General features: G+C 63.5%; 1 protein-coding gene. It reads right to left on the minus strand.

The window, feature by feature from the left end:
• Positions 1–329: 329 nt before the first annotated feature.
• Positions 330–608: hypothetical protein (locus tag EOC83_RS33110; protein WP_206516571.1), on the minus strand; the 279-nt coding region annotated here is incomplete at its 5' end.

The raw sequence follows: 608 nt of genomic DNA on the forward strand, positions 1-608 counted from the left end.
ACCCTCCCTGCATGCCAAGAAGCTTGCGCGATGTGGAACTCAAGGCCGGGAGCAAGGCTGTGCGCGGCCAAAAGGGAGCGCACGCCTACAACATAAAGAGCCACCGGGAAGAAGAGCGCCGCTGGGGGGAGCAGACCGAGGGCGCCTATGCACGCCTCGTCGCCGGTTGGAACCCACGAGGTCCGAAGAGGGTAGGCACGGATGCCGCAAACGAGGCGCGACGATAGAAGCTGCGCGGCAGGGCTCTCATCTCGGACCCTGCGCTTCGCCACGCGGTCGTCCGGCGCGACAGGAGAATAGCGCAGATTTATCAAAAAGGCTCTTGTCGATCACATCAGTGGTCTTGGGCGCTGTACGGCCGGGTGAAGACTTTGCAGGTGGCCCGGAAAGCGTTTGACCTGTAGCGAAGCAATTGTCGTCATTACGCGCTCGACCCGGGCGCCCAGCTTGGCATAAGGGCTACGTGGCCTCAGGAAGCGTCGTCGCCAATGCAGACCATGGACGAATTCCCAGCCGATGCCGAGATGCCGGTCGACCGTGCCTGTCGCCGTCCGGTGATGCGATGCCCCCGAGCGGATGAGTTCGCCCCGGATGCTCCCGGTCACGAC

The organism is Mesorhizobium sp. Primo-A, assembly GCF_003997175.1.
Taxonomy (GTDB): Bacteria; Pseudomonadota; Alphaproteobacteria; order Rhizobiales; family Rhizobiaceae; genus Mesorhizobium; species Mesorhizobium ciceri.